This is a genomic window from Pseudomonas sp. C8002 (assembly GCF_013385765.1).
Lineage (GTDB): Bacteria > Pseudomonadota > Gammaproteobacteria > Pseudomonadales > Pseudomonadaceae > Aquipseudomonas.
On the sequence record NZ_JACAPJ010000007.1, the window covers coordinates 386697 to 408078 of the forward strand.

At 62.8% G+C, this 21382-nt stretch carries 16 protein-coding genes; 14 read left to right on the plus strand and 2 right to left on the minus strand.

Annotation, left to right across the window (positions count from 1 at the left end):
- The first annotated feature begins 6 nt into the window (after nucleotides 1–6).
- The 3 genes from HX814_RS13180 (at nucleotide 7) to HX814_RS13190 (ending at nucleotide 4095) form a co-directional block, all read left to right on the plus strand.
- The gene (locus tag HX814_RS13180; protein WP_177008630.1) at nucleotides 7–516 is read left to right on the plus strand and encodes a sigma-70 family RNA polymerase sigma factor; all 510 of its coding nucleotides are present in this window, start codon (nucleotides 7–9) and stop codon (nucleotides 514–516) included.
- A 5-nt stretch (nucleotides 517–521) separates the two neighbouring features.
- On the plus strand, nucleotides 522–1511 hold the full coding sequence (locus HX814_RS13185) for a FecR domain-containing protein (protein WP_371318521.1): 990 nt from the start codon (nucleotides 522–524) through the stop codon (nucleotides 1509–1511).
- A gap of 118 nt (nucleotides 1512–1629) precedes the next feature.
- On the plus strand, nucleotides 1630–4095 hold the full coding sequence (locus HX814_RS13190; protein WP_177008631.1) for a TonB-dependent receptor: 2466 nt from the start codon (nucleotides 1630–1632) through the stop codon (nucleotides 4093–4095).
- Between the two features lie 41 nt (nucleotides 4096–4136).
- On the opposite strand, the gene HX814_RS13195 is transcribed toward HX814_RS13190, so the two are convergent.
- Nucleotides 4137–4931, minus strand: a complete 795-nt coding sequence (locus HX814_RS13195; RefSeq protein ID WP_177008632.1) for a class II aldolase/adducin family protein — start codon at nucleotides 4929–4931, stop codon at nucleotides 4137–4139.
- Nucleotides 4932–5038: 107 nt separating this feature from the next.
- A complete protein-coding gene (locus HX814_RS13200; protein WP_008434597.1) occupies nucleotides 5039–5944 on the minus strand; it encodes a LysR family transcriptional regulator in 906 nt (301 codons plus the stop codon).
- Nucleotides 5945–6164: 220 nt separating this feature from the next.
- Here HX814_RS13200 and HX814_RS13205 point away from each other — a divergent pair, with 220 nt between their 5' ends.
- From HX814_RS13205 to HX814_RS13255, 11 genes are all read left to right on the plus strand, one after another.
- Nucleotides 6165–6788, plus strand: a complete 624-nt coding sequence (locus HX814_RS13205; RefSeq protein WP_087694851.1) for a cysteine dioxygenase — start codon at nucleotides 6165–6167, stop codon at nucleotides 6786–6788.
- Nucleotides 6785–8365: a rhodanese-related sulfurtransferase gene (locus tag HX814_RS13210; RefSeq protein ID WP_177008633.1), complete on the plus strand. Its 1581-nt coding sequence runs from the start codon at nucleotides 6785–6787 to the stop codon at nucleotides 8363–8365. The genes HX814_RS13205 and HX814_RS13210 overlap by 4 nt, the downstream gene beginning before the upstream one ends.
- Nucleotides 8366–8467: 102 nt before the next feature.
- Nucleotides 8468–9424: an ABC transporter substrate-binding protein gene (locus HX814_RS13215; RefSeq protein WP_003211301.1), complete on the plus strand. Its 957-nt coding sequence runs from the start codon at nucleotides 8468–8470 to the stop codon at nucleotides 9422–9424.
- A gap of 13 nt (nucleotides 9425–9437) precedes the next feature.
- Nucleotides 9438–10781, plus strand: a complete 1344-nt coding sequence (locus HX814_RS13220; RefSeq protein ID WP_177008634.1) for an LLM class flavin-dependent oxidoreductase — start codon at nucleotides 9438–9440, stop codon at nucleotides 10779–10781.
- Nucleotides 10782–10794: 13 nt separating this feature from the next.
- The gene (locus tag HX814_RS13225) at nucleotides 10795–11799 is read left to right on the plus strand and encodes an ABC transporter substrate-binding protein (protein WP_177008635.1); all 1005 of its coding nucleotides are present in this window, start codon (nucleotides 10795–10797) and stop codon (nucleotides 11797–11799) included.
- A gap of 139 nt (nucleotides 11800–11938) precedes the next feature.
- Nucleotides 11939–13117, plus strand: a complete 1179-nt coding sequence (locus HX814_RS13230) for an acyl-CoA dehydrogenase family protein (RefSeq protein ID WP_177008636.1) — start codon at nucleotides 11939–11941, stop codon at nucleotides 13115–13117.
- Nucleotides 13114–14073 (plus strand): D-isomer specific 2-hydroxyacid dehydrogenase family protein, encoded by a 960-nt coding sequence (locus HX814_RS13235; protein WP_177008637.1) that lies wholly within the window; start codon nucleotides 13114–13116, stop codon nucleotides 14071–14073. Before HX814_RS13230 ends, HX814_RS13235 begins: the two co-directional genes overlap by 4 nt.
- A 309-nt stretch (nucleotides 14074–14382) precedes the next feature.
- Nucleotides 14383–16503, plus strand: coding sequence for a TonB-dependent receptor (locus tag HX814_RS13240; protein ID WP_177008638.1), 2121 nt, complete (start codon nucleotides 14383–14385; stop codon nucleotides 16501–16503).
- A 26-nt stretch (nucleotides 16504–16529) separates the two neighbouring features.
- Nucleotides 16530–18104 carry an FAD-dependent oxidoreductase gene (locus HX814_RS13245; RefSeq protein ID WP_003211307.1) on the plus strand — a complete coding sequence of 525 codons (1575 nt, stop codon included), beginning with the start codon at nucleotides 16530–16532 and terminating at the stop codon, nucleotides 18102–18104.
- 25 nt (nucleotides 18105–18129) lie between these two features.
- Nucleotides 18130–18621 carry a RidA family protein gene (locus HX814_RS13250; RefSeq protein ID WP_003211308.1) on the plus strand — a complete coding sequence of 164 codons (492 nt, stop codon included), beginning with the start codon at nucleotides 18130–18132 and terminating at the stop codon, nucleotides 18619–18621.
- A 36-nt stretch (nucleotides 18622–18657) separates the two neighbouring features.
- Nucleotides 18658–21381, plus strand: coding sequence for a TonB-dependent siderophore receptor (locus tag HX814_RS13255; RefSeq protein ID WP_256343959.1), 2724 nt, complete (start codon nucleotides 18658–18660; stop codon nucleotides 21379–21381).
- Nucleotide 21382 lies beyond the last annotated feature (1 nt).

Below are 21382 nucleotides of genomic sequence, written 5' to 3' on the forward strand. Positions count from 1 at the left end.
CATTCCATGAACAACCGCAGCAGTTTCGAACAGGACGTCGAACACCTCTACCTTGAACACAGTGGGTGGTTGAAAAACTGGTTGCGCAAACGCCTGCACGAAACTGCCGATGCCGATGATCTTGCCCAGGACACATTCGTGCGAATCATCGGTGCGCGGCGTCCGGTCAATGAATTGCGCCAGCCCCTGGCCTACCTTGCCACCATCGCAAACAGCCTGTTGATCAACCGCTGGCGCCGCCAGGCAGTGGAGCGCGCTTACCAACACGTGTTGGCCGAGCAACCACAAGCGCTGGAGATATCGCCGGAAGACAAATACCTGCTGATCGAAACCCTGGTGGAGGTCGATGAACTGCTGCATGGGATGCCCGCCGGCATGCGCGAGATCTTCCTGCTGTCGCAGCTCGACGGGCTGACCTACAAGCAGATCGGCAGCCAGCTGGGCCTGAGTGTGGACAAGGTGCAAAAGTCCATGAGCAAAGCGTTCGCCCTCTGCTATGCCAGCCAGTTCGAGTAAGCGCCGTGTCGGTTCAGGATCATCAGGAACACCCCATCCCCGAATCCGTGCGTGACCAGGCTGTCGCCTGGTTCACCCTGGCGCAATCGGGTGAGATCAGCCCCCAGCAGCAGGAACAGTTGCAACAGTGGCGCCAGGCCGACCCCCAACACGAACGCGCCTGGCAACGCTTCACCACCCTCACCCAACAGTTGCAACGGCGCAGCCAGCAACTGAGCACCCCGCTGGCACGCCAGACCTTGCAACAGACCCGAACCCTGGAGCGTGATCGTCGCCAGGTGCTGAAACTCCTGTTGGGTGCCGGCTTGTTGGGCGGTACCGCCTGGCAGGCCAGTGACAGCTTTTGGGTACAAAGCGCCCTGGCCGATTACCACACCGCAACCGGCGAACGCCGCCACCACACGCTGAGCGACGGCACACAAATCTGGCTTAACACCCGAACGCTGCTGGATGCGCAATACGATACCCAGGAACGCCGCCTGACCCTGCGTCAAGGCGAAGTCGACATCCTCACCGCCAGCGACCCCGCCGGGCGCCCCTTGCTGGTGTACACCGCCGAAGCGCGCCTGCAGCCGTTGGGCACGCGGTTCACCGTACGGCGCGAAAACGATGGGCACGGAACCCTGGTGTCCGTCAGCAGCGGCCGGGTCGCCGCCCGCCTCAAGGCAGGAGGCGAGGCGCTGGTGGTAGACGCCCACTCACAGGCCTGGATCAGCAGCACTCGCGTCTACCCGGCACAACCGGCCAACCTGAACGATACGGCATGGATCGACGGATTCATCGTAGCCGAACGCATGCGCCTGGAGGATTTCGCCCAGGAACTGGCGCGGTATCTGCCAGGCATTTTGCGCTGCGAACCGGCGGTCGCCGACCTGCGACTGAGCGGCTCTTACCCGCTGAACAATCCCGGGCAGATCTTCTCGATGCTTGAACAGAGCCTCCCGGTGAAGGTGCAGCAGCGCACGCGTTATTGGGTCACCCTCACCGCGCGGTGAGCCTGCCATGAAAATAAACTGAAAAAAGCCGCAGGTTTTTCATTCTCGTTTGGCTTATGGGCGACTCCCGCTCATTGCAGTGGCGGGAAAGCCCTCCTCCTGACTCCGGAAACCTGCCATGAAAGACCGCTCCGCCCCTCGCCCACGCAGCAGCAATCATCGCTGTGCATCAACCCTCAGCCTGGTCCTGTTCAGCGGCGCGGTACTTGCGCAAAGCGTGCTCGCACCGGTAGCCCCGGCGCAAACGGCAGACAGGCAGATCCACTTCGCAGTCGGCGCAGGGCCGCTGGACCAGGTGTTGGGCCAGTTCGGATTGCAAGCAGCCATTGCGGTGTCCGCCAACGCGAGCCTGACCGCCGGCAAAAACAGTCCGGGCCTCGAGGGTGCCTACACAGTAGCCCAAGGCTTTGCGAGGATTCTGGCGGGCAGCGGTTACACCGCCGCGCTGCAAACCAACGGCAGCTATGTGCTGGTGCCCGAGGCCGACAGCACTGGTGCCCTGGAGCTCGGCGCCACCAACATCAATGCCACGGGGCTGGGTGCTACCACGGAAAATACCGGCTCCTACGCCACAGGCTCAATGCAGACCGCCACCAAGCTGCCGCTGTCGCTGCGTGAAACGCCGCAATCGGTGACCGTCATCACCCGTCAACGCATGGACGACCAGGGCATGCGCAGCCTCGACGATGTGGTGCAGGCAACCCCAGGGCTGCGCATGTCCGCAGCACGGCCGGCCAACAGTGAGTATTTCTCCCGCGGTTTCCCCATCAACAACCTGATGTTCGACGGATTGCCCACCACCTACAACGCCGACTGGGTCGCCGCTGCCGACATGGCGCCCTACGACCACGTGGAAATCGTGCGCGGCGCCACCGGTCTGATGCAAGGCGCCGGCAACCCGTCCGCGGCGATCAACATGGTGCGCAAGCGACCGACGCGGGAGTTCCAGGCCAGCGTCACTGGCAGCGCCGGCAGCTGGGACAATTACCGCTCCGAGCTGGACGTGTCCGGCCCCCTCAACGACAGCGCCAGCGTGCGTGGACGGTTTGTCGGGGCGTACCAGGACAAGGACAGCTTCCAGGATTACGCCGGCCGCGAACGGGGGGTGTTCTACGGCATCAGCGAGTTCGACCTGAGCGACAGCACCACCCTGACCCTGGGAGCTTCGGATCAGAACGATAACAACAACATCAACTGGGGCGGGTTACCGGTCAACAGCGACGGCAGCCATGCCAACTTTTCCCGTTCAAAGACCTTTGGGTATAGCTGGAGCCACCAGGACATCGACAACAAAACCGTATTTGCCGAGCTGGATCACCGGTTCGACAATGACTGGCGCCTGCACCTGGCCGCGTCAAAGAACTGGTCTGACTTCGCGCTGACCGGTGCCGTGCTGGAACACTACGGCGCCTACCAGCAGCGGGTGTTCAACCAGACCCGCAACTACGATCAGTCCACTTATGATGCCTACGCCAGCGGACCATTCAGCCTGTTGGGGCGCCAGCATGAACTGGTCGTGGGTGCCAGCAAGCGCCAACTCAAGACCAGCGGCAAGGGCGGCAACACCTTCATTCCAGTGGCCGACATCATCAACTTCAGCCCCCGCAGCGTACCCAAGCCCAGTGTTCCGGACAGCTACGACCTGAATGAAAAAGTCGACCAGGAAGGCATCTACATCACCACCCGCTGGAGCATCACCGACCCGCTGAAAGTCATTCTCGGCGCACGCCTGGACTGGTACGACACCACCTCGATCTACAACCAGATCAATGACGGTTACTACACCAACAGCCAATACAAGGTCACCCGCAACCTGACGCGCTACGCGGGCGTGATCTATGAACTGGACGAGCACCACTCGGTCTACGCCAGCTACACCGACATTTTCATGCCGCAAAGCGAGGTCGCCAACGACAACTCGGTGATCAAGCCGATCGAAGGCAAGAACTACGAAATAGGTATCAAGGGTGAATACTTCGGCGGCGCGCTCAATGCCAGTGCCGCGCTCTTCCAGATCGACCAGGAAAACCGCGCGGCCTTGCTCGACAACCAGTCCCAGTGCGCACGCAGCAACGACGGTGTGTACTGCTACGAAGCCGCCGGCAAGGTCCGCAGCCAGGGTATCGACCTGGAATTGATCGGCGCCCTGACCCCTGATTGGCAAGTGGGCGCCGGCTACACCTTCGCCCAGGCCAAGTACCGCAAGGATGCCGACCGCACCAAGGAGGGCCGCCTGTTCGACACCGACCTGCCACGCCATATGTTCAAGTTGAACACCGTGTACACCCTGCCAGGGGAGCTGGATCAGTGGCGTGTCGGCGCCAACCTGTATGGCCAGAGCAGCATGTTCAACAAGGGCAGCAACTCAAGTTTCGGCCCCTACCATATCGAACAGGAGGCCTATGCACTGGTGGGATTGATGGTGGGCTACAAGGTCAATCAACACCTCGATACCCGGCTGAACGTCAACAACCTGTTCGACAAAAAGTACTATCAGGGCATCGCCAGCAACAGCACCTGGAGTCCGTATGACGTGTACGGCGATCCACGCAATTTCACGGTGACCGCCAAGTACAGCTTCTGACCCGACCTGCGGTGAGGGAGCAGTCTCTCTCACCGCATCGATCAGTTCTTGTAATCGGTATCGCTGCGCTCCAGCTGCCGAATCAACGCATTCCAGTGCCGCGCCACCCCCGGCCCATCCCCGCTCTTGAACACTTCTGCCTGCTTCTCCACCTTGGCCACCACCTCCGCCGGCGGAAAGATCAACTCGGCATTCCCCCCCGCCTGCGCCGCAATCTGGATATTGCACGCCCGCTCCAGCCCCTGCAGCTGCTGGAACGCATGCTCCACACTCACCCCCGCCGTCAGCAATCCATGGTTGCGCAGGATCATCACACTCTTGTCCCCCAGGTCCGCCACCAACCGCTCACGCTCATCCAGGTCAAGGGCCACACCTTCATACCCGTGGTACGCAACGCGCCCGGAAAACCCGATGGAATGCTGGGAGATCGGCAACAACCCGTCCTTCTGCGCCGACACCGCAATACCGTCGCGCGTATGCGTATGCAGCACGGCCTGCAAATCGTGGCGAGCCCCATGGATAGCGCTGTGGATCACATAGCCCGCATAGTTGATCCCCAGGCCCGTAGGGTCATCGACAATCGTGCCGTCGATATCCACCTTGACCAGATTCGAAGCGCTGATCTCATCGAACAACAGCCCGTAGGCATTGATCAGGAAATGCTCCTCAGGCCCCGGCACCCGGGCGGAGAAGTGCGTGTAGATGTGGTCGGTCCACTTGTACAAGGCCGCCAGCCGATAGGCCGCCGCAAGTTTAACGCGCACCTCCCACTCTTCCGGGGTAACCCGCTGGCGGACGTTGTTCGAGACACTGGAGATCGAGGTGACGCTGCTCATGGCAAAACTTCCTGGATGGCCTTAAGGACTTCCAGGCAAGCCTAGGGGATGACCAAAAATAATAAAAAGCACATTTTAATCTAAGCTAATTATTATTTTTTTTCATATCACGCCGCATTGCGCACCTTGTGCAACGACGCCGCCACCAGCTTGCCAAACGCGTCCACCGGCCCTTGCAGGTTGCCCAGGAAATGCGGGTAGATCAGCCACAGGTCCATCACCGGCTTGAAGTCCTTCAGTGGCATGGCCGCCAGTTGATCGCGATGGGCACTGCGCTCCAGCAGCGGGCGTGGCACCAGGCCGAGGCCCAGGCCGTCAGCCACCAGGCCCAGTTGCAGCTCGGTGCCGAAGGTCTCCAGGTTGACCCGCAACGCCAGGCCCTGGTCCGACAGGGTGCGTTGCAACCCGGCACGGAAACCGCAGCCATCCGGGTTCAGGATCCAGCCATTCTGGTACACGTCCGCCAGCTTGCAGGGCTTCTTCGGCAGTTGGGCCTTGGCACACACCACCACCAGTTCCATCTTGCCGATGGACTCGCCGACGATGTTATCCGGGAAGATCTTGCCCGCCGGAAACAGCGCCGCCGCCGCGTCCAGTTCGCCGCGCTCGATCTTGCCCACCAGTTGGCTGCCCCAGCCGGTAGCCACCTGGGCCCGCAGCTCGGGGAATTCACTGCGCAGGTGCTTGAGGGCGTCCAGCAACACCACGTCGCCAATGGTCTGCGGCACCCCCAGGCGCAGCAGGCCGGTGGGCGGCGCGTCGGTGGCCACCAGTTCCCGCAGGGCGTCCATTTCCCGAAGGATCGAACGGCACTGTTCATACACCCGCGTACCGATCAAAGTAGGCTTGAGCGGCTTGGTGTTGCGGTCGAACAACTCCACCCCCAGCGCCTGCTCGAAGTTCTGCACGCGACGGGTAATGGCCGGCTGGGTCAGTTGCAGCGACTCGGCGGCATGGCTGATGGACTGGCAACGAATCACTTCGACAAAGGCATCGATATCGTCAATTTTCATTTGGGCCGCACATAGAGAACAGTCATTAAGATGTGTGAAAAGCATAGTTCCATAAACGGTGGCTGGATAGCCCAACCCCCGGATCGATAACGTCTAACGCTATTCAAACCGGTTCTAAATTACTTTCCGCTATAACCTAATCATTAAAAAATAGCATATTAACTATAAACATTATGCTTAGATAAACCCATCACCACGAACCACCCACGATGGAATTGTCATGACCCAGGCCCGACACCCGGAGAGACTCAGAGCATTCATTGGCGCCCTGGCGGAATTGATCGACGGCAACCCTCGCGAAGGCGACTTGCTGCACCGCGGCGGCAAGCTGCTGGCGCAACTGGTCAGCCACGATGACTGGCTGCCGGACGAGTTTGCCCAACCCGACCCCGAGCGTTATCAGCAATTCCTGCTGCACGCCGATTCGCGCCAGCGCTTCAGCATCGTCAGCTTTGTGTGGGGGCCGGGGCAGACCACGCCGATCCATGACCATCGCGTGTGGGGGCTGATCGGCATGCTGCGCGGTTCCGAGTATTCCCAGGGCTTTGCGCGTAACGCCGAGGGCGCACTGGTCGCCGACGGCAAGCGCATCCAGCTGGAACCCGGCCAGGTGGAAGCCGTGTCGCCGAAGATCGGTGACATCCATCAAGTCAGCAATGCCTTCAGTGACCAGGTGTCCATCAGCATTCATGTGTATGGCGCCAACATCGGTGCGGTGCGCCGCGCCGTGTACCAGCCGGACGGCAGCGAGAAACTGTTTATCTCCGGTTATTCCAACGCTTTTCTCCCGAACATCTGGGATTTGTCCAAAGACGCCCTGTCCAAAGAGAGCCCTGCCCCATGACTCTATCGAACCGCAGCTTCGCCCAGATTCGCCAGGCCCTCCTGGACCGTGAAGAAGTCGCCCTTGTGGATGTGCGCGAGGAAGCGCCTTTCGCCGAATCCCACCCGCTGTTCGCCGCGAATATCCCGCTGTCGAAACTGGAACTGGAAGTGTATTCACGCATCCCACGCCGGGATACCCAGGTGACGGTGTACGACAACGGTGAAGGCCTGGCACAGATCGCCGCCCAGCGCTTGCAGGCGCTCGGCTATACCGAGGTCAGCCTGCTGGAAGGCGGCCTGGACGGTTGGCGCAGCGCCGGCGGCGAGCTGTTTATCGACGTCAACGTGCCAAGCAAATCCTTTGGCGAGCTGGTGGAAAGCCAGCGCCACACACCGTCGCTGGCGGCTGAAGAAGTGCAGGCGTTGCTCGACAGCAACGCCGACGTGGTGGTGCTCGACGCCCGCCGCTTCGATGAATACCAGACCATGAGCATTCCCACCGGCATCAGCGTGCCCGGCGCCGAACTGGTGCTGCGCGCCCGTGAGCTGGCACCGGACCCGGCCACGCGCATTATCGTCAACTGCGCCGGGCGTACCCGCAGCATCATCGGCACCCAGTCGCTGATCAATGCCGGCATCGCCAACCCGGTGTCTGCCCTGCGCAACGGCACCATCGGCTGGACCCTGGCCGGGCAGAAGCTGCAACACGGCCAGGCTCGACGCTTCGCGCCGACCTCGGAAGAACACCGCCAGATCGCCGCCAGGGACGCCCGCCAAGTCGCCGACAAGGCCCGCGTAGGCCGCGCCACCCTCGCCGACCTGCAACGCTGGCAGCAGGAAGCGGCGCGCACCACTTACCTGTTCGACGTACGCACCCCGGAAGAATTCGAAGCCGGCCACCTGCCCGGCTCGCGCTCCACGCCGGGCGGCCAGCTGGTGCAGGAAACCGATCACGTCGCCAGCGTACGCGGCGCCCGGCTGGTACTGGTGGATGACGACGGCGTGCGGGCCAATATGTCTGCGTCCTGGCTCGCACAACTGGGTTGGGAAGTGCATGTGCTGGATGACCTGCAACCTGCGCACTTCAGCGAACCGGGGGCCTGGGTTGCCCCCGTCCCGGCGCCGCAACAGGCCGAACTCATCAGCCCGCACACCCTCGCCGAATGGCAGGCTCATGGCGACACCGCAGTACTGGATTTCACCGCCAGCGCCAACTACGTCAAGCGCCACATTCCCGGTGCCTGGTGGGCGTTGCGCGGGCAGTTGCCCGAAGCCTTGCGCAAGGTGCCTGCTGCCGAACGCTACGTGTTGACCTGTGGCAGCAGCCAGTTGGCGCGCCTCGCGGTAGCGCAAGTCGAAGTGCTGACCGGCAAGCCCGTGTTCCTGCTGCAGGACGGCACTGCCAGCTGGATCGCCGCGCAACTGCCGCTGGAGGAAGGCGAGACCCGCCTCGCTTCACCGCGCATCGACCGCTACCGCCGCCCGTACGAAGGCACCGACAATCCGAAGGAAGCCATGCAGGCCTACCTCGACTGGGAGTTCGGCCTGGTGGACCAACTGGCCCGCGACGGCACCCACGGGTTTTATGTGATCTGAACACCCCCAGGAGCGAGTCCGCTCGCTCCTCTTCCCACTACCAGCCGACCCCTTCTCCAGGCGGAGGCGACTGAACGCAAGACCTAGCCTGGAGCCCGCCTGATGCGCTTTACCCTTGCCCTTTTACTGGCCGCCCTCACCCTGGGTGCGACTTGCCAGGCCGCCGACCTGCAGCCCCTGCGAGTGGCCAACCAGAAATCCACCATCAAGGCGCTGCTGGAAGTCGCCGGCGAAACCCGGGATGTGCCCTACGAAATCCAGTGGTCCGAGTTCCCCGCCGCCGCACCGCTGGGCGAAGCCCTCAACGCCGGGGCCGTGGACATCGGCGCGCTGGGGGACGCGCCCTACGTGTTCGCCCTCGGTGCCGGAGCACCGCTGAAGGTGGTGAGCATCATCCACGCCGAAGGCCGCAACACCACCGCGCTGATTGTTCCGAAAGATTCCCCGATCCACGATCTTGCCGACCTCAAGGGCAAGCGCATCGTCACCACCCGCGGCTCCATCGGGCACTTCCTGGCGATCAAGGCGCTGCGCAGCGCCGGCCTTTCCACCCACGACGTGCAGTTCATCTTCCTGCTGCCCAGCGAGTCACGGCTGGTGCTGGATAACGGCACCGCCGATGCCTGGTCGACCTGGGACCCCTACACCACCGTGGTCACCAGCCAGAGCCAGGCAAGGGTCCTTGCCAGCGGCAACAACCTGCTGAGCAATCACCTGTACCTCGCCGCCACCAGCAAGGCGATTGCCGACAAGCGCGTGCAGCTGGACGACTTCGTGGCCCGGGTCGACCGCGCCTACCGCTGGAGCAACGATCACCCGCAGGCGTTCGCCGCCGCCATGGCCAAAATCACCGGCTTGCCGCTGGAGGTGCACGTAGCCGTGGCCAACGCCACCCATATGCAACCGGTGGCGATTGACGACTCGGTGATCAGCGGCCTGCAAACCACCGCCGACATCTATCAGGACGAAGGCCTGCTGACCAAACACATCGACGTCTCCCAAGGCTTCGACAAAAGCTTCAACGCCAAACGTGCCCCGCTTACCCAGGCTTCCCGCTAAAAGGAGAGAGAACATGAGCAAACGCCAACTGAAACTCGGTGCCATGGTGCACGGCGTCGGTCACGGCTGGGGCGAATGGCGCCACCCGCAGGCGCAACCCAATGCCAGCGTCAACTTCGGGTTCTACAAGCATCAGACGCAACTGGCCGAAGGCGCGAAGTTCGACTTCGTGTTCATCGCCGACAGCCTGCATATCCATGAAAAATCCAGCCCGCACTACCTCAACCGTTTTGAGCCACTGACCATTCTTTCGGCCCTGGCGGCCCTGACCTCGAACATCGGCCTGGTGGCGACCGTCACCGTGAGCTACACCGAACCGTTCCAAGTGGCACGCCAGTTCGCCTCCCTGGACCACATCAGCGGCGGCCGCGCCGGCTGGAACGTGGTGACTTCGTGGCTCAGCGGCACCGCCGACAACTTCGGCAAGGCCGAGCACCCGCCCCACGCCGTGCGCTACCGCATCGCCAGGGAGCACGTGAATGTGGTCAAGGGCCTGTGGGATTCCTGGGAAGACGATGCCTTTGCGTACAACAAGCAAAGCGGCGAATTCTTCACTCCCGGCAAGCTGCATGCATTGGGGCACAAGGGCGAGTTTTTCTCGGTCAAGGGCCCGCTGAATATCGCCCGCTCGCGCCAGGGCCAGCCGGTGATTTTCCAGGCGGGCACTTCCGAGGACGGGCGCAATTTTGCCGCCGAAAACAGCGACGCGATTTTTGTCCATGCCGAGACCTTCGACGAAGCCAAAGCCTACGCCCAGGACTTGAAGAAACGCGCGCGCAGTTTTGGCCGTGATGCTGATCAGTTGTCGATCCTGCCGGGCATCCGGCCGATTGTTGGCCGCGACGAAGCCGAGGTGGAAAGCCGCTATCAGCAAGCTGTGGAGCTGGTGACCGTCGAGGACGCAATCGTCGCCCTGGGCCGCCCGTTCAACGACCACGATTTCAGCAAGTACCCGCTGGACGAACCCTTCCCGGAACTCGGCGACCTGGGCTCCAACAGCCAGAAAGGCGGCTCCGACCGCATCAAGCAACTGGCCCGCGATGAACGCCTGACCCTGCGGGAAGTGGCCCTGCGGTTCTCCCGGCCCAAGCGCGATTTTGTCGGTACCCCGGAGCAGGTCGCCGACGCGATCCAGACCTGGTTCGAAGCCGGCGCGGCCGACGGCTTCATCATCAATTCACTGCTGCCGGACGGCTTGCAGTACTTCACCGAGCTGGTAGTGCCGGTGCTGCAACAACGCGGGCTGTTGCGCAGCGAATACAGCGGCGCCACCCTGCGGGAAAACCTTGGCCTGGACGTGCCGGCGAACCGCTACAGCACCCCGTTCGTAACTCAACCAACGCAGATCGCCATCTGACCAGGGCACGACCATGACGAACACGATCAAACACGGACAGTTCAATCGTCGCGGCTTCCTGGGCGCCAGTTCGATTGCCCTTGGCGCGCTGGGCCTCGCCTCGCTGGTGCCCCGGGCTTTCGCTGCACCTGCGAAGCTCTCGGACCTGACCCTGGCCGTCGCCACCTACCGTGGCCAGGACTCGTACTTCACCGACGACGCCGGCACTTCCAACACGCCCTATAAAGTCGACTACGCCGAGTTCGCCGGCGGCAACCTGATCGTCGAAGCGCTGGCCTCCGGCAGCCTGGACATTGGCGGCATGAGCGAGATCCCGCCGATCTTCTCGATCCAGAGCCACCGCGAGCCGAAGCTGATTGCGGTGCTGCAAGGTGACGTGAATAACCAGGTGATCCTGATTCCCAAGGAGTCGAAAATTGAATCCATCGCCCAGTTGAAAGGCAGGCGTGTGGGCTATGTGCGCTCCACCACCTCGCACTACTTCTTGATCAAGGCCTTGAAGGAGCAAGGGCTGACCTTCAACGACATCACCCCCGTGGCACTCACGCCACAGGACGGTTTCAGCGCGTTCCAGAGTGGCCAGCTGGACGCCTGGGTGATCTACGGGGTGTTTATCCAACTGGCGAAATTCCGCAGCGGCGCCCGGGTATTGAAAACCGCCCTCGGCTACCTCTCCGGCAACTACCTGATCGGCGCCCGCCCCGCTGCCCTGGAAGACCCGCTGCGCAAACAGGCGATCCAGGATTACTTGCAGCGCCAGGCGCGCACGCTGGAATGGATGAACAACAACCCCGAGCCGTGGGCTGAAAAATCGGCGAAGTTGCTCGGTGTGGACAAGGCCGTGTTCCTCGACGTGTACAACAACCGCAGCCAGCCCTACAGCGTGATCGAGGTGAACGACCAGGCCATCGCTTCGCAGCAGGAAGTGGCGGACCTGTTCTTCAATGCCGGGGTATTGAACGAGCGGCTGGATGTCAGCCCGTTGTGGGACCGGCAGTTCAAGTTGCTGCCGATATAACCCGCCTTCGAAAACGCCGAATAACCCATGTGGGAGCGGGCTTGCTCGCGAAAGCGGTGGATCAGCCAACGGATGTGCAACCTGACACACCGCTTTCGCGAGCAAGCCCGCTCCCACATTTTGAACGAGTACACCCATCATGAGCCTTTCTTCTCAACCGTCACTGCGCTCCGTGGAAGTGGCCAATTTCGAAGCCTTGCTGGAACGCCTCAGCGCCCAGCTCGCCGCCACTGCACACATCGTTGATGAATGCGGCACCTTCCCCCACGACAACTTCAAGCTGCTGCACGAACACGGCCTTGTCGCCCTGACCGTGCCCAAGGCCCTCGGCGGTGGCGGTGCCAACCTGAGCCAGGCGCGCAAGGCCATCAGCGCGATTGCCAAGGGCGAGCCGTCCACCGCGTTGATCCTGGTGATGCAGTACCTGCAACACACGCGCCTGCAAGACAGCAAAACCTGGCCGCCCGCCCTGCGCACCCAGGTCGCCGAAGACGCTGTGCGCAATGGGGCGCTGATCAATGCCCTGCGCGTCGAACCCGACCTCGGCACCCCGGCCCGTGGCGGCCTGCCCGCGACCATCGCCCGGCGTACCGCCGCCGGCTGGCGCATCAGCGGGCGCAAGATCTACTCCACCGGCAGCCATGGCCTGAGCTGGTTCAGCGTGTGGGCCCGCAGCAGCGATGAAGACCCGTTGGTAGGCGCCTGGCTGGTGCCCAGGGACAGCCCCGGCATCAGCATCATCGACACCTGGGACCACCTCGGCATGCGCGCCACCTGCAGCCATGAAGTGGTGTTCGACAACGTGCTGGTGCCGCTGGACCACGCGGTCAGCGTCAGCCCCTGGAGCGCACCGCAGGCGGAACTGGACGGTGACGGATTCCTGTGGATGTCGGTACTGCTCTCATCGGTGTACGACGCCGTGGCCCAGGCCGCGCGCGACTGGCTGGTGGACTGGCTGGAACAACGCAAGCCGTCCAACCTCGGCGCCGCGCTGTCGACCTTGCCGCGCTTTCAGGAGACCGTCGGGCATATCGACACTCTGCTGTTTGCCAACCGCAGCCTGCTGGACGCCGCCGCCGACGGGCACACCCCGGCAGCCCACGCCGCACAGATCAAATACCTGGTGACCGGCAACGCGATCCGTGCCGTCGAGTTGGCCATCGAGGCGTCCGGCAATCCCGGCCTGTCCCGACACAGCCCACTGCAGCGGCATTACCGCGACGTGCTGTGCAGCCGCGTGCATACCCCGCAGAACGACGCGGTGCTGCAAGGCGTCGGCAAGGCCGTCTTCGCTCAACGACACAAGGAACGCCCATGAGCCAGGTGATTATCGCCAGCCAGCTGGACGAAGATTTCAATCAAGTCATCCGCCAGCGCCTGGCCCTCACGCACCCCGGTGCAGAGGTGATCAGTGTGCCGGCCGGTGTGCCCAGCGACTTGCCGGCCCAGGCCAATATCCTGCTGGCCCGGCCGATCAATGTGCGCGGCTACACCGCGCCGGACACACCGCCACCGGGTTGGCCGTATGGCGTGCAGTGGATCCAGGTGGTGTCGTCGGGCATCGACTTCTATCCCAGGTGGCTGTTCAACGGGCCGCCGGTGAGCACCTCACGGGGCAGCGCCGCCGAAAACCTCGCCGAGTTCGCCCTCGCGGCAATCTTCGCGGCGGCCAAGCATTTGCCGGATATCTGGGTAAAGGATGCCCAGTGGCAGTTCACCCCGCTGCGCCCGCTCAAGGGCACCACCCTGGGGATTCTCGGGTTTGGCGCGATTGGCCGCAGCCTGGCGCAGAAGGCTCATGGGTTGGGGATCAAGGTGGTGGCATTACGCCAAAGTGACACGCCGTTTGACGTGGAGGGTGTGGACGCGGCGCGGGATATCCATGACCTGTTTGCGCGTTCCGATCACCTGGTGCTGGCAGCGCCACTGACGGAGGCCACACGGCATATCGTCGATCGGGAGGCGCTGGCGAATGCCAAGCCAGGGTTGCACCTCATCAATATTGCCCGGGGAGGATTGGTGGATCATGAGGCGTTGCTGGAGGCGCTGGACAGCGGCCATATCGGGCTGGCTTCGCTGGATGTGACCGAGCCCGAGCCATTGCCGGACGGGCATGCGTTGTATGGGCATCCGAGGGTCAGGGTGTCGCCGCATACGTCGGCGATTTCGACCAATAGCCGGCATGACATTGCGGACAGTTTCCTGGGCAATCTGGAAAGGTATCTGAGTGATCGGCCGCTGGAAAACCTCGCTGATACCCAACGCGGTTACTAAACCCAACAGAGATCAAAATGTGGGAGCGGGCTTGCTCGCGAATGCGGTGTTTCAGTCACTATCAATGTTGACTGAGCGACCGCATTCGCGGGCAAGCCCGCTCCCACATTTGTTTTTTGTCGGCTGAAAAACATCATCAGCCTTACGCATCACATTCAAACCAATACATACCTGTTTTTTATAATTAACTTATAACTAATCGGACTTTTACGCCCGGCATTTATACAAATACTGTTACATCCAGTACCGACCCCTGACCAGGTGGAGGCCCAATTTTGCCTAAACCGTCAACCACCTCAGGGGTCCATCATGAGTCCTACCGCCGTACCCAATCGCCTGGCACTGGCCATCTCCCTCGCCCTGTTCGGCCTCGCCGTTCACGCCGACGACACCGCCCTGCCGGTGGTCAACGTCACTGCCGAGCACCGCAGCGAAGACCTGCAAAAAACCCCGCTGGCGATTTCCGCGTTTGATGAAAAGGCCCTGGAAGACAAGCAGATCAACAGCGTGCGCGACCTCTCGGGCCAGGTGCCGAATCTGACACTCAGCCGCCAGTCGATCTCCTACAGCGCGCAGACCTACGGCATTCGCGGTATCGGTGAAACCGACCCGATCCAGGAAGCCGCCGTCGCCGTGTATGCCGATGACCTGTACATCCCGCGTGCGATTTCGTCGATGCTCGACTTCAACGATGTGGAGCGTGTCGAAGTGCTGCGCGGGCCCCAGGGCACCCTGTACGGACGCAACAGCAGCGCCGGCGCGATCCGCGTGATCACCCGCGATCCGACCCAGGAAACCCGTGGTTTTGTAGAGCTGGGCGCCGGCAACTACGATGCGCAGAACGCACGCCTGCTGATCAGCGGCCCGCTGGTGGACAACGCGCTGTTCGGCAGTTTCTCGGCGATCCGCCTGAGCCGCGACGGCACCGTCTCCGACCCCACCCGGGGCAAGGATGTAAACAACGTCGACATCCAGTCCTACCGCGGCAAGCTGCGCTACAAGCCGGTGGATTCGCCGTGGGATGTGCAACTGACCCTGGCCGGTACCTTCGACCGGGGCGACACCACCAGCTACACGCCTTTCGACGCCAACGGGCATTTCGACAAGTTCAAGAGCTACAGCAGCCTCGACCCGAAAAACCGCCTGGACCAGGGCAGCTCGGTACTGCGGGCGATTTACGCGATCAATGACAACCTGAACTTCAAATCGGTGACCGCCTACTCGGCGTTCCACCAACCGGTGGACTACGACAACTCAGGGCAAGCCGCGCTGATCCAGAACAACCTGATCCTGTACAAGCAGAACTATGTGACCCAGGAGTTCCAGCTCAACGGCGACTACGACGATTTCAGCTTCAGCACCGGGGTGTACCTGTACCGCGAGAAGTTCGACGCCGACCGCGACAACCTTACCTATTCCATCGCCCGCAATCGGGTGATCGGCCAGGGCCAATACAGCACCACCAACACCGAAAGCTATGCGCTGTATGGCCAGGGCACCTACAAGCTGACGCAACAACTGTCGCTGATCGCCGGCCTGCGCTTTACCCGCGAGCACAAGAATTTCGACTTCACCAACTACGCGATCAACACCGACCGGCAAATCACCGGCACCAACTTCACCGCCGAGTCGAGCAAATCCTGGCAGTCCACCAGCCCGAAGATCGGCTTCGAATACGCCTGGACCCCGCACCTGAACCAATACGCCTACGTCGCCAAGGGTTTCAAGGCCGGTGGCTACGACAACCGCGCCCCCACCCAGGCCGCCGCCGAACAGGCGTTCTCCCCGGAAGACGTGACCACCTGGGAAACCGGGGTCAAGGGCGACTTCTTCGACCAACGCCTGCGGGCCAACGTCGCGCTGTTCTACAACGACTACAAAGACCTGCAAACCAACGCCTATGACCCGGCGCTGGGGGTGAGCCTGCGCACCAACGTTGGCCGTGCCCACACCTACGGCGTGGAGCTGGAAACCCTCACCGCCCTGAGCCGCGACCTGCAACTGACCGCCAACGTCGGCTACCTGCAAAGCAAGTACGACGACTTCCAGAACGCCAGCGGTGCCGGGGTGGATGCCAACGGCAAGCAACTGGTGTTCTCGCCACGCTGGAACGCGAGCGTTGGCCTGAACTACACCATCCCGGCCGGGCTGCCGGGTACCTGGCTGGCAGGCACCGATGCGCAGTTCCAGACCAAGTCCTACGCCAACGCATTGAACGACGACATCCAGGAAATCCCGCAACAGACCTTCTGGAACGCCAACACCCGCTACATCAGCGGCGACGGCCACTGGACCACCACCCTGGCAGTGAAAAACCTGCTGGACCGCGCCTACCCGCAGTCGGTGGGCTACGTGCCCTCCAGCGGCGCCCGCTACTACTCGGTCAACGACCCGCGAACCCTGTTGCTGACCGTGCGCTACGACCTCTGACAAACCGCTATCTCAAGGAGCGAATCATGGCTTTTACCCGCAGGGAACTGATTTCCCGTATTGCCGCCGTGGGCGGTTATTCCGCCGCTGTCAGCGCATTGGGCGCGCTGGGGCTGACGCCTCAGGCGGTGGCATCGAGCTTTACCCCGCTGCAATTGGGCAGCACCGGCAAAGGCAAGCAGGTGGTGGTGGTCGGCGCCGGGATCTCCGGGCTGGTCAGCGCCTATGAGCTGCGCAAGGCCGGGTTCAACGTGACGATCCTGGAAGCCCGCGACCGGGTGGGTGGACGCAACTGGACCCTGCGCCGAGGCACCAAGGTCGATTTCGACGACGGCGTCAGCCAGACCGTCGACTTTGATGACGGGCAGTTTTTCAACGCCGGCCCCGCGCGTATTCCCAGCCACCACCAGACGATCCTCGGCTACTGCCGCGAGCTGGGTGTGGAGCTGCAAGTACTGGTCAACAGCAGCCGCAACGCCCTGGCCCGGCCGGATACGCAACAGCCGGCGTTCCAGTTGCGCCAGGCGGTCAACGACACCCGTGGCCAGCTCTCGGAACTGCTGGCCCGCACGGTCAGCCGCAAGGCGTTGGACCAGGACCTGAGCGTGGATGACCGCAAGGCGCTGCTGAGTTTCCTCAAAGTGTACGGCGACCTCAACGGCGACCTGCAATACAAGGGTTCGGTGCGCTCCGGCTACACCCGCGTGCCCGGCGCCGGCGACCAGACCGGCGTGACCCGCGCGCCGCTGGAGCTGCAGACCCTGCTTAATCCCAAGCTGTGGGGCGCACTGGTGTTCGATGAAATCCCGGAGTTTTCCTCCACCATGTTCCAGCCGGTGGGCGGCATGGACCGCATTCCGTATGCCTTCTACGAACATCTGAAAGATGCGGTGCGCTTCAACGCCGAAGTCAGCGATATCCAGACCTCGGAGCAAGGCAGCCGAATCACCTACCGCGACCGCATCAGCGGCAAGACCCAGGTGCTGAGTGCCGACTACGCGATTGTCACCGTGCCCTTGCCGCTGCTGGCCAAGCTGCCAACCAACTTCACGGCACCCTTCAAGCAGGCGATCCAGACCGCGCAAAGCGACCAGGCCAACAAGGTGGCCTGGCAGGCGCCGCGCTTCTGGGAAACCGACTTCAACATCTACGGCGGCCTGTCGTACCTCGACCATGAAGTCAAAGGCCTGTGGTACCCCAGCGACCGCCTCAACAGCGCCCAGGGGATTCTGGTGGCGGCCTACAACACCAGTGAATCGGCCCAGGCCTTCAGCCAGAAATCCCTGGCCGAACAGTTCGCCTCCTCACGCCAGGCGGTGGAGCTGTTGCACCCCGGCCACAGCGCCAAGCTGCAAAAACCGGTGGCGATCAACTGGTCGAAAGTCAGCTACAGCAAGGGCCCGTGGATCGTCAACGACGAGGTCGGCGAAAGCGCCTACCGCGTGCTCAACGAGCCCCAGGGCCGCACGTACCTGGCCAGCGACGCCCTCGCCCACGGCGGCGTCGGCATCTGGCAGAACAGCGCCGCCGATTCGGCGCGGCGCATCGTCTCGCTGATCGGCCGGCATGCCGAACGCCAGCAACCGGGCGTCGCCGCCTGACTTTTCTCTCTCAAGGAATGAACCGATGAAGACGCTTTTTGCAGGACTGCTGATGACCGCCACCACCCTTGCCGCCCACGCCGATGAGATCAAGCGCGTGCCGCTGCCGAACTCGAATTTCCCGATCTCATTGGCGGTGTCGGTGCCGCCGCAGACCGAGTTGCTGTTTGTGAGTGGGTTGCTGGCCGACCTGCATGACCCCAAGGCGCCGAAAGACTCGTTTGCCGCCTATGGCGACACGGCCATCCAGACCACGTCGATCCTCAACAAGCTCAAGGGTGTGCTGCAAGGCCAGGGCCTGGATTTGGGAGATGTGGTGCAGCTGCGGATATTCCTGGTGGGCGATCCAGCCAAGGGCGGCAAGCTTGATTTTGCCGGGTTGCAGGAAGGCTACACGCCGTTCTTCGGCAGTGCCGAGCAGCCGAAAAAACCGGCGCGCACCGCGGTGCAAGTCGTCGCGTTGCCATTGCCCGGCGGGCTGGTAGAAATCGAAGCAGTTGCCGCGCGCAAACGCTGACAGGGACATCACTCGAGACCAAGGAGCTCCACTCTCATGCGAAAATTCAACTGGCTGACGGCACCTTTGTGGCGAGGGAGCTTGCTCCCGCTGGGGCGCGCAGCGGCCCTGAAGCCTGACTCCGCAATTTCCTCGGAAGACTGTGGCGACGGTATTGGGGCTGCTACGCAGCCCAGCGGGAGCAAGCTCCCTCGCCACAGCAAGCTCCCTCACCACAGCAAGCTTCCTCACCACAGCAAGCTCCCTGGCCACAGCAAGCCTACTCGCCACAGCAAGCTCGCTCACCGTAAAAGGCTACACCGGTACAATCATCTGAAACTCCTGCCGCTCTCGCTGGCGTGCGGCCTGGCGTCCTTCGGCGTCGAATCTGCCGAAGACCGCTCCCCCACCCTCGACACCGTGGTGGTCACCGGCAACCGTGGCGCCGAACAACGCACCGTCACCACCAGCCCCACGCCGATTGATGTGATCAGCGGCGAACAACTGCGGGCCGTGGGCAAGCCGAGTTTGCTGGAGGCATTGGGCAAGCTCATCCCCTCCTTCAACCTGCCCGACCGCGCTGGCTGGGATGCCAGCGGCGTGGTGCGTTCGGCCACCTTGCGCGGCCTCACCGCCTCTCACGTACTGGTGCTGGTCAACGGCAAACGCCGCCATACCAGCGCCACCCTGAACATCAACGGCATCAACAGCGGCGCGGCCCCCAGCGACCTCGACCTGATCCCGGTGGCTGCCATCGACCATGTGGAGGTGCTGCGCGACGGTGCGGCGGCGCAATACGGCTCGGATGCGATTTCCGGGGTGATCAACATCATCCTCAAGCAGACCACCGGCGGCAGTTCCGACACCACCCTGGGCCAGAACTACGACGGCAAGCGCGGCACCGGCCAGGAGGCGCTGAACTATGGCTTCCAGGTGGGTGAAGCCGGGGTGCTCAACGTGTCCCTCGACACCCGCTACCAGGAGCGCGACAACAAGGCCGGCAGCAACGGCTACAGCAGCCATTACTACCCGCTGGCGGACGGTTCCCCCGACCCGCGCGAAGCCACCTCCAGCCACCACACCTACAAAGGCTACGGCTCGCCCCGCAGCCAGTTGGGCGATGTGGCGTACAACCTCGACCTGCCGCTGAACGACAACCTGACGCTGTACTCGTTTTCCACCCTGGCCACCCGAGAGAACAACGACGGCCAGAACTTCCGCCTGCCCAACGGCCGCAACACCATCACCACCGGGCCCAATGGATACCCCGATGGCTACAGCCCGTACTGGTTGGTCAACGAGACGGACTTCCAATCGGCTTTCGGCGCCAAGGGCAACGACCTTGGCGGCGGTTGGGGTTGGGACCTGAGCAGCACCTACGGGCGCAACTACGCCAAGCAGCGCACCTACGACAACCAGAACCCGTCCCTGGGCGAAAGCACACCGAACAAGTTCACCTCCGGGATCTACATCGCCGACCAGCTCACCACCAACCTCGACCTGAAAAACACCTACGAGATCGGCCTGGCCAAGCCGCTGGACGTGGCGTTCGGCCTGGAGCACCGGCGCGAAAGCTACGAGACCCGCGCCGGCTCCGAGGCTTCCTATATCGATGGCGGCTACGTGTTCCCGGCAGGCCATCCGCGTGCCGGGCAGCGTCCCGATCCGGGGGCTCAGGTCACCAACGGCATCCGTCCGGAAGACGCGCAGAAGGTCAGCCGCAACAGCGTCGCCAGCTATGTCGACCTCGGGTTCTACCCCACCGAGCAGTGGTACGTCGGCGTGGCCGGACGCTACGAACATTACAACGAAGGCGTCGGCGGTACCCGCAGCGGCAAGCTCAGCACGCGGTATGCGTTCAACCCGGTGTTCGCCCTGCGCGGCACCGTGAGCAACGGCTTTCGCGCACCGTCCCTGGCCAACGAGATCTTCACCGCACGCTCCACCGGGTTCGACACCATCAATGGCGTGTACCAGTCGTATAACTACGTGATCCTGCCGGTGGATTCCGCCGGCGCCCAGGCATTGGGTGCCAAGTCACTGAAGCCGGAGCGCTCGACTAACTTCAGCCTCGGTTTCGCCGTGACCCCAAGCGATGACTTGAGCCTCACGGTGGACGGCTACGTGATCAACCTGCGGGACCGCCTGGTGCTCAGCGAACGCTTCCAGGGCCCGGGCATTGCCTCCCTGCTGGACAGCATCGGCGTACCGGCCACGGCGGGCGCGCAGTACTTCACCAACGGCGCCAACACCCGCACCTCCGGGGTGGACGTGGTGGGCAACTACCGGCAGAACCTCGACCGCTACGGCTCGGTGAAATGGACGGCGGCGCTGAACTACAACCACACGCAGATCCTCAGCGTCAACGACACCCCGGCGCAGCTCGCCGCCCTGGGCAACTTCCAGTTGATGGGTCGCCAGTCACGGGCACTGATCACCAAGACCTCACCCAGCAGCAAGATGATCTTCTCCGCCGACTGGGCGATCCACGACTTCGACGTCAACCTGCGCCTGACTCGCTACGGCACCTACACCGAGGTCAACAGCTCCAGCGACGCGAGCCTGGACCGCACGTATTCGGCCAAGTGGATCACTGACCTCGACGTGGCCTACGCGATCAGCAAACAGCTGACGGTGGCCGTAGGTGCGCAGAACCTGTTCGACAAATACCCGGATCACATCGGCGTGAAGAACTCGTCGTTCGGCGATAACTGGGGCAGCTATTCGCCGTTCGGGTTTACCGGCGGGTATTACTACAGCCGGGTGCAGTACGCGTTCTGAT

Excerpts from the sequence above, each read along its gene's own strand:
- HX814_RS13180 (WP_177008630.1), top strand. The coding sequence starts at position 7 with ATGAACAACCGCAGCAGTTTCGAACAGGACGTCGAACACCTCTACCTT.
- HX814_RS13190 (WP_177008631.1), top strand. The coding sequence starts at position 1,630 with ATGAAAGACCGCTCCGCCCCTCGCCCACGCAGCAGCAATCATCGCTGT.
- HX814_RS13195 (WP_177008632.1), bottom strand. The coding sequence starts at position 4,931 with ATGAGCAGCGTCACCTCGATCTCCAGTGTCTCGAACAACGTCCGCCAG.
- HX814_RS13200 (WP_008434597.1), bottom strand. The coding sequence starts at position 5,944 with ATGAAAATTGACGATATCGATGCCTTTGTCGAAGTGATTCGTTGCCAG.
- HX814_RS13205 (WP_087694851.1), top strand. The coding sequence starts at position 6,165 with ATGACCCAGGCCCGACACCCGGAGAGACTCAGAGCATTCATTGGCGCC.
- HX814_RS13210 (WP_177008633.1), top strand. The coding sequence starts at position 6,785 with ATGACTCTATCGAACCGCAGCTTCGCCCAGATTCGCCAGGCCCTCCTG.
- HX814_RS13215 (WP_003211301.1), top strand. The coding sequence starts at position 8,468 with ATGCGCTTTACCCTTGCCCTTTTACTGGCCGCCCTCACCCTGGGTGCG.
- HX814_RS13220 (WP_177008634.1), top strand. The coding sequence starts at position 9,438 with ATGAGCAAACGCCAACTGAAACTCGGTGCCATGGTGCACGGCGTCGGT.
- HX814_RS13225 (WP_177008635.1), top strand. The coding sequence starts at position 10,795 with ATGACGAACACGATCAAACACGGACAGTTCAATCGTCGCGGCTTCCTG.
- HX814_RS13230 (WP_177008636.1), top strand. The coding sequence starts at position 11,939 with ATGAGCCTTTCTTCTCAACCGTCACTGCGCTCCGTGGAAGTGGCCAAT.
- HX814_RS13235 (WP_177008637.1), top strand. The coding sequence starts at position 13,114 with ATGAGCCAGGTGATTATCGCCAGCCAGCTGGACGAAGATTTCAATCAA.
- HX814_RS13240 (WP_177008638.1), top strand. The coding sequence starts at position 14,383 with ATGAGTCCTACCGCCGTACCCAATCGCCTGGCACTGGCCATCTCCCTC.
- HX814_RS13245 (WP_003211307.1), top strand. The coding sequence starts at position 16,530 with ATGGCTTTTACCCGCAGGGAACTGATTTCCCGTATTGCCGCCGTGGGC.
- HX814_RS13250 (WP_003211308.1), top strand. The coding sequence starts at position 18,130 with ATGAAGACGCTTTTTGCAGGACTGCTGATGACCGCCACCACCCTTGCC.
- HX814_RS13255 (WP_256343959.1), top strand. The coding sequence starts at position 18,658 with ATGCGAAAATTCAACTGGCTGACGGCACCTTTGTGGCGAGGGAGCTTG.